Genomic DNA, 8,046 nt, shown 5'->3' on the forward strand with positions numbered 1-8,046 from the left:
GGCTTGAGTACTACCCTGCTCGAAAAATGCGTAGCGCTTCATCCCGAAGCTGTGGTTTTGTTAGATGAGCAATACCGGATGAACGAAGCTATTATGGGCTTTTCATCAAGAGAGTTTTACGAGGATAAGTTAAAGGCGCATGCTTCGGTAGCTAACCGTTTACTTTTTAATGGCGATATGCCGGTTACGTTTATTGATACGGCCGGCGCCGGTTTTGAAGAACAGCAGGCAGGTACCAGCACTTTTAATCCCGATGAAGCGGCATTGTTATTTAAACATTTAAACAGATTGGTAACAGCAATCGACCCGACAGAAAAGTTCCCGTCTATAGCCATCATATCTCCTTATAAAGAACAGATCAGGGTGCTGAACGATCAATTACTTAATAACCCGAATTTGTTAACGTTTATAGAAAACATTTCGGTAAACACCATCGATAGTTTCCAGGGACAGGAACGGGATGTGGTTTACATCAGTCTTACCCGCAGCAATGCCGGGGGCGAAATCGGTTTCTTATCGGATATCCGCAGGATGAATGTGGCCATGACCAGGGCCCGCAAAAAGCTGGTAGTTATTGGCGATAGCGCGACCCTTACAAGATTGAAATTTTACGCCGATTTTATTGATCATGCCGAAAAACTGGGTGGGTATCAAAGCGCCTGGGAATATGCAGAGGATTAAAAATGTCGCATATCGCCCTCAGGTAGTCGTTTACACACATCTTCGATATTAATTACGATGAGTATTTTTACGAAAAACAATTCAAGCAGCTTCTGTTTCAAATAACCTGGTTGCAATAGTGTTGTAAGTAAAATTAACCAAGAAATATGATCAAAATTGGCCGCCCTAATATTGAGGATGCACCTTCATGGTATCCATATTTTTTTAATTTAGTTAAAGGCGATGAGCTGATGGGGGCTTTGCAAAGCAACAAACAGCAAATGCTCGACCTGATCAACTCGATCCCGTCAACAGCAGAAAACCATAGATACGCCGAAGATAAATGGACAGTGAAACAGGTTTTCATTCACCTTGCCGATGACGAACGATATTTTGCCTACAAGGCTTTTTGTTGTTCAAGACAGGTAGATGTATACCTGGAAGTTCCGCAAGGCAAGGATTATAACCGGGACTTTAACGCAACCAACCGAACATTAAATGATATAGCCGAAGAATTAATAACGATTAGGGAAGCTACTATCAGCCTTTTTAAGCACATGACCGATGCGATGCTGGATTTCAAATTTGACGGAGCGCCGGTTTATACAGCAAGAAGTTTAGGTTGGATGGCTGTTGGGCACAATATCCATCATTGCAATCTTTTAAGGGAAAAGTATCTTGGATAAGATCAGTAATATCAAATGCAAAAGGCTTAAAATGGGATAGCCGGTGACTATCCCATTTACCTTAATATGCTTTGTTTAAACCGCGTCTGATAATGAGCTAAATGTAAAATCCCTGATCTTTAGTGGTGGTATCAGGTAGCTGCGGTAACTTTCTACACTGATGCTGCGTTCCTGTTTACCAAGGGCTTCCAGGTTGTTCAGCATAATAACCGGGCTTTCATTAAAGCGGAAGTTTTTAACCGGGAACTTGATTTTACCATTCTCGATATAAAACGTACCATCGCGGGTAAGCCCGGTTAACAGTAACGACTGTGGATCAACCATACGGATGTACCACAGGCGAGAAACCAATATCCCTCTTTCGGTGCTTTTGATCAGATCCTCAATACTGGCATCGCCACCATCCATAATGATATTACCAGGACCAGGCATTGGTTTTACGCCCTTTTTATCGGCCCAATAACGCGAATAGCTCAGGTTTTTAACTACGCCCTTATCTATCCACATTGTTTTTTCACGTGGCAAACCTTCGCCGCTCCAGGTTGATGAAGGCAGATCAGGATTAAACGGATCGGAGTAAATATTTACTTTTGGGTCTACCAGTTGCTCACCCAAGCGGGTACCTCCACCCTTCTTACTTAAAAAGCTGCGCCCTTCCTCGGCACTCCGCGCATCAAAGCGAAACATGTTCTCCAGCATATAAGTGGCCGCAACCGGTTCCAGTATCACAGTATATTTTCCGGGCTCAATGGCTTTGGCTCCGGATGAACTTAAACATTTGCCGGCCGCAACTTTAGTGGCGGTAAATGTATCCAGCTTATTTACATCTGTAAACCCTTTTGCGGCATAACCCGAAGCGGTACCTGCCTCGTTGCGTGTTGTTACCGAAAAAGTAACATCGTTGCCTTTATTATAGGCAAATAAACCCTTTGAATTCATCATCGCGTTAAAGCTGGTTGAATTTTCAAGGAAACCAGCCGCGGTAAGTTTAGCTTCTTTGGTAACCGATAGGCTTTTAGCCACCAGTCCGGCACGGCTATCGGGTGTCATCCCGGCTGTATTTGCATTGTAGGTAACAGAATCCGGAAAATCATGCGGACCCAACATCGGCATATACTCCGGATTAGCAGGCGCTAACTGAGCAAGTTCTTCCGACCGGCGCACTACTCTTTCCAGCGCGGCATCATCAAACTCATCAATGGTGGTAGTACCTACCTTTTTCCCAAAAACAGACGTTACAGACAGCCCGATAGTACTGATATCGCCTGCTGTAGATACAGCGTTTAACGCATAACGGATATTACCACCCTCACTTCCATTTATACTTACCTCGCACTCTTCGGCTTTTGAATAGGCAAGCACTTTCTTTAATAAAGCCTGTGCTTCTTCTTTATTTAATATTGGCATAATTCAGTTATCCGATCTTTCTTTTAGTGTTGATTACATTAACCCCTTTAAACAGCGCGGTTGAAGCGCCATGCGATACCGCGCTTGATTGCGCAGGCTGACCTTTACCATCGTTAAAAGCACCGCCTAAACGATAATCCCGCTCGTCGCAAACTTGTGCACAGGAATTCCAGAACTCCTGTGTATTGGCCTGGTAAGCTACATCATTAAGCATCCCCGCTATTTTACCATCTTTGATCTCGTAAAATAGCTGACCGCCAAACTGGAAGTTATAACGCTGCTGATCGATAGAGAAAGAACCATCGCCTATGATGTAAACGCCTTTTTCCACGTTTTTGATCATTTCGTCGACACTTAGCGGAGTTTTACCGGGCTGCAGGGAGACATTCGGCATGCGTTGAAATTGCACATCCTGCCAGCTTTGGGAGTAGCAACATCCCTGGGATTCATTTAACCCTATAATATGCGCCTGGTCGCGGATGGCCTGGTAATTTACCAGCACACCATCTTTAATGATATCCCATTTTTTACATTTAACCCCTTCATCATCATAACCTACCGCGCCTAAAGAGCCTACCTGGGTTTTATCACCAACAATATTTACATTTTTGCTGCCGAAGTTAAACTTGCCCGATTTCCATTTATCCAATGTAAGGAAACTGGTACCGGCAAAATTAGCCTCGTAACCTAAAACACGGTCAAGTTCGGTTGGGTGGCCAACAGATTCGTGGATAGTTAACCATAAGTGCGATGGGTCAAGCACCAGGTCGTATTTGCCCGGCTCTACCGATTTTGCTTTTAGCTTATCGCCTGCCTGTTTGGTTGCAAATTTCATATCCTCAATCATATCATAGCGCTTTTTGTATCGGGTAGTAATGCCCAAAACTTTTTCGCTATCCAGCGGATCGAGGTACTCGTAACCCATACCAACCGGTGAGCTTAGGGATCTGCGGGTTTCAAATGATCCGGCTGTTGGGTCTATTTTGGTAACATTAAAACTTGGATAAAGCCGGTGCACATCCTGGTCGATATAAGAACCATCGGTTGATGCAAAATACTTTTGCTCATTAACCGCAAACATAATGGAGTTTACAAAATTGGCCCCACCCGCCATGGCTACACCATTGGCGTTTAATAACAGATCAACCTTTTCTTTGATAGGTACTTCAAAAGCATTCTTTGTTAACGGAGTTCTCCAGCTTACTTCGCCATAACCTTTTTGTGGAGCAAGCTGCACCGGCGCCCCGCCAATTTTGGCATTGGCTTTGGCTACCGCCACTGCTTTTAAAGCGGTTTTAGCCATGCCTTCTTTGGTTACATCATTGGTAGCGGCAAAACCCCAACATCCGTTTGCAATAACCCGGATGCCTATGCCATACGATTCGGTATTGGCCACGTTGATAACCTTGTTTTCGCGGGTAACCACAAACTGGTTGAGGTAACGGCCAATACGCACATCGGCATACGTTGCCCCGTTTGATTTGGCAGCGTTTAAAGCTGCATCTGCAAGTTCTTTTTTGATCTTTACATCAACGCCTTCCAGCGCCTGCAAAGGATCAATCGTTTTACCAAGTGCATTTATACCGGGCAGTACTAACGCACTTGCACCCATGCCCGTTAAATAAATAAAGTCACGTCTTCTCAAAGTATATTCCTCCTTTTTAGTAGTTGTATTCTATAGCTACAGAAACTTAGCCTCTACCCACAAAAACACACAGGCTATTATTAGCAAAACATAAAAATATATTTTACTTACAGCAATAGTGGCTTTTTCATGTATCTGTTTCGTTACATTAGTATTAATCCCGCTTTGAACGGTGTATGCCTTTGTATCAGCCTGCTTTTTCATCGCCCGGATGCTCTTCCACTCATCACTTTTAAATACATAAAACCAATTTAAAAGCCCATTAACCTGCTTTGCTGACTGCCAGCCTGGACTTTTGGGCCAATAAGTAGTCTTCCATTGAAAGGGTATCAGATCATTTTGTTGCGGAGCTACTACAGCCTCACCTATTTTAATTGCCGACGGATTTACCGCGCTTTCCAATTGCAATTGAACAGGGTTTGATAGCGAAGGTATTGCCGATAGTACATTCCAGTTTTCTGTTACCGGAGTTTTTCGCGCCGCTCTCGTAATCAATAACGACCACAAGTTTGAATAATCAGTTTTGTTACCATTCAGCATCCAGCTAAATGTGTTATTTAAAGGTGTAAATACAAGTTTCCCGGCACCGGCTAATGTACTACCCGCTAAAATATGACCATGCTCATCGCTTACTAAGGGCTGCGTATTGTTTTGATTATCAAGGTAAATTAAACCAGCACTTAATTTGGCAGATTTTTGGGTTTTACCTTGCAACATAAGGGATACCGGCATAGGATCTTTTACAGCTAACCTATCTGAAGGAAAATCACCCTGTAGCCACGAATTTGAACGTAAAGTGCTATCGGCCCTAACAATTACGCCCAAACCATTTTGGGTTACCTCGTGCTGCAACGCAACGGTCTCTGCACCACTTAACGTCTTTAATACCGATAGATCGCCTATCAATACATCAAACTTATCGAGCACCGAAGCAGAAAGATGATCCAGCGGGAACTGCTCCAGGTTGATAAACTCTTTGTTGAATTTATTTTTGCTGATAGCAGAACGAACGGCAATAGCATGCCCTTGCCCAGCCAACCAGTTTTTTAAAAACCTGGTTTCAAAATCGGGCGATGCGGTTAGCATCAGCACTTTTAAAGGTTTTGCCGGTTCAATTTGCACAGGGATAATTTCCTTTGCAATAGTATCATCCGCTCCTGTAATTGCCAGTAAATTATAGATATTCCTGCCTGCATTTTTAGGAATAGTACTTAGATTAAACCCCGCGGTAGCTTCCGCCCCTATAACCATCGAATCTAACCCGGTACTTAAACCTTTCAATATAAGTTTTATCTTTTTTGCAGATACATTTTTAAAACTCCCCCGAATAGTTAACTCATCACCCACCCTTAATTTCTCATTCCAACTTATGGCGGTAATCCCCTCATTAATTGGCTCCGGATTAAATATAACCGGTAAATGACCTAATTGCTGCAGATCTTCTTTATATAAGCCATTGCCTAAAATACGTAATTGAGTTATATTAGAATCATTGGCTAAGTCATCAGCGCTATTTAGCAAAATAGCCCTGCGGATCTCCTTACCTATGCCTTTATCCAAAGTAAAGAGCCTTTCTTTATTATACCTGCTTAAACTATCCGTATTGAAGCCATCCGTTAGTAAAATAGCTTCAACCCTATTTCGTCTATTTATATCAGCCTGGTAAGTTAACGGTAACGCAATGCAAGCCAGCGCAACTATCACTATAATAACCGCTGTAATACGCAGAAATAAGCGTGCTTTATTGAAACGGGTATACTCCTTCCATACTGCAAAAGCTGCCAGTAAAATGCAAATGATGATAACAATGGTGCTCCAGTTCATTTGCAATTAGCGGTTTAAGCGGTTAAGGTTTTTATAATACTGCTGCGATAAACCCATATCTACAGTGCCTTGTGTTGAAACCGGCGTTTTCTGAACCGGTAACAAGGTTTTTTGAATCGCCCTTTCAACCAAAGCGATATCGTACAATTTAACATTTGCCTGTTTGGATAAAATCCGGCGCATAGCATTTAAGGCTGGTAAATAAATGCCGGGCTGTGCCGATGCTCTTAAGCTCAGTTGCTGGTTAGCCATGGCCAATATATGCTCATCGATGCTGCTAATTTGCTGTTTAACTTTTAGCTGCTCCAATATTGCCACAGCTTGTTTCAGGTTTTCAAACTCATCTGTTCCCCGTTTAACATCCTGCTTGTATAGCGGTTGGTTAATTTTCGACAGATCGCCACTTAGCCGCTTCTCTAATTTTAGTGGCGGGGGATTGTAGGAAGTTTTGGCTACATACATTCTTGATTTTTGCTGTAAATCTTTTAATAAGCGCAATGCCTTGTACTCAAATGGTAGCGCCTCCYGTGGTTTATATAGCCGTAGTTGCAGTTCGGCTTTCCACATTTCGGTTAAGGTTGCTTTTAGTTGTTTTTTTAATTCGGGATCAAAAAACTGGGCATCCTCGGCATTATCGTGCTTATCGGTATACTTATCTAATATAACAGCGGCATTCCCGTAGTTGTTAATATCGCCAACAGGATCGTTCTTCTCATCAGCAGGATTGATATCTGATTCAGATTCTTCACCCAGGAACTTTCCATAACGCAGGCGTAATAACTTTTGATCTACCCCAAGATCATTACTTCTATTGTTAAACTTTTCGGTAGTAATACTATCCTTGTCTTTCAATAGTTTTTCTGTGTCGAGGATGATTTGCCGTTCACTCCTGAAAAATTCAGGCTTTTGATTTATACCGCTAAGCATACCATCCATACTTAACAATTGGGCGGTATCCTGTATGGATACAGTGTACACATCAGTTCGGCTTTGCTGCCTGTGTGTATCTGTTGCCTGTATATAAAAGTAAAGCTCATCGCCCGGTTCCATATTTAAAGCCGGCAGGCTAACCAGCTTTTGGAGGTTGTATTGAGGCTGATGCCCACTGAAAGAAGTTGAAAAATCGAGCTTATACTCCTTAAACTTAACAGCCTCGCCGCTGCCCTTCGCTACCGTAGCGAAAATGAGTGCATTGCCCACCCCATAGTCATCGTTTATCGAGGCATCTATGTTTACTTTTTGGGCCTCACCTGCATCTATGTAGGTGTATTGCTTAGGTGACTTTATCCGGATAACCGGCGGCTGATCTGTTATAACTTGCACCTGGTACAGATCGGAAAGCTTACCATCCACGTTAACCTGGTAAAAACCGGGTTTGTTAATTTGCTTTTGGGTTTCCCACCGGGTTTTATCGGCGTTTAAACTTTTTAACGTGATAACCTCTTTATCATTAAACAAAAACGATACCCGCTTTACAGCTATATTAGTTGATATTCTCCAGGTTATGGTCGCGCCGTCCTCCACATTTAAAGTGAACTTATCTTGGCTTCGGTTGGGTTTGCCAGTATAGCCTGGCGGTTTAATTACCACTTCAACAGCAGAAATTTGCGGTAATACCTTTTCAGAGGCAGCAGCTTTTTCTGTTGAAGAACCTTTTGCAGTTATAATGCTGTTTGATTTGGCCGATTTGTTGATTAACCAAACCATCCCCAAAGCGAAAATCATTAACAATGAAGCAAATTTAATCCGTTTAAAAAACGAATTGTGCCATTGGGGAATATCTTTTAATTGAATTTCAACCTTTTGCAACTGTAAGGTTTCCAG

The 8,046-nt window shown here is 42.6% G+C and carries 6 protein-coding genes; 2 read left to right on the top strand and 4 right to left on the bottom strand.

Annotated features, from left to right (window positions below; translation table 11 throughout):
• Positions 1-681: ATP-binding protein (locus tag AC1DPZ_RS17680; protein WP_477405780.1), on the top strand; the 681-nt coding region annotated here is incomplete at its 5' end.
• Positions 682-827: 146 nt separating this feature from the next.
• Positions 828-1,346 carry a DinB family protein gene (locus tag AC1DPZ_RS17685; protein WP_477405782.1) on the top strand — a complete coding sequence of 173 codons (519 nt, stop codon included), beginning with the start codon at positions 828-830 and terminating at the stop codon, positions 1,344-1,346.
• A 75-nt stretch (positions 1,347-1,421) separates the two neighbouring features.
• On the opposite strand, the gene AC1DPZ_RS17690 is transcribed toward AC1DPZ_RS17685, so the two are convergent.
• The 4 genes from AC1DPZ_RS17690 to AC1DPZ_RS17705 all read right to left on the bottom strand — a co-directional run.
• Complete coding sequence (locus AC1DPZ_RS17690) at positions 1,422-2,753, bottom strand: TldD/PmbA family protein (protein ID WP_477405784.1); 1,332 nt, start codon at positions 2,751-2,753, stop codon at positions 1,422-1,424.
• Between the two features lie 7 nt (positions 2,754-2,760).
• On the bottom strand, positions 2,761-4,398 hold the full coding sequence (locus AC1DPZ_RS17695) for a TldD/PmbA family protein (protein ID WP_477405786.1): 1,638 nt from the start codon (positions 4,396-4,398) through the stop codon (positions 2,761-2,763).
• Between the two features lie 36 nt (positions 4,399-4,434).
• Positions 4,435-6,222 (bottom strand): hypothetical protein, encoded by a 1,788-nt coding sequence (locus AC1DPZ_RS17700; RefSeq protein WP_477405788.1) that lies wholly within the window; start codon positions 6,220-6,222, stop codon positions 4,435-4,437.
• Positions 6,223-6,228: 6 nt separating this feature from the next.
• The coding region (locus AC1DPZ_RS17705; protein ID WP_477405790.1) for a hypothetical protein at positions 6,229-8,046 on the bottom strand (1,818 nt) is incomplete at its 5' end.

The organism is Mucilaginibacter sp. P4_G9, from assembly GCF_056400985.1.

Bases quoted from the DNA above. Each gene is read 5' to 3' on its own strand.
- AC1DPZ_RS17685 (WP_477405782.1), top strand. From the start codon at position 828: ATGATCAAAATTGGCCGCCCTAATATTGAGGATGCACCTTCATGGTAT.
- AC1DPZ_RS17690 (WP_477405784.1), bottom strand. From the start codon at position 2,753: ATGCCAATATTAAATAAAGAAGAAGCACAGGCTTTATTAAAGAAAGTG.
- AC1DPZ_RS17700 (WP_477405788.1), bottom strand. From the start codon at position 6,222: ATGAACTGGAGCACCATTGTTATCATCATTTGCATTTTACTGGCAGCT.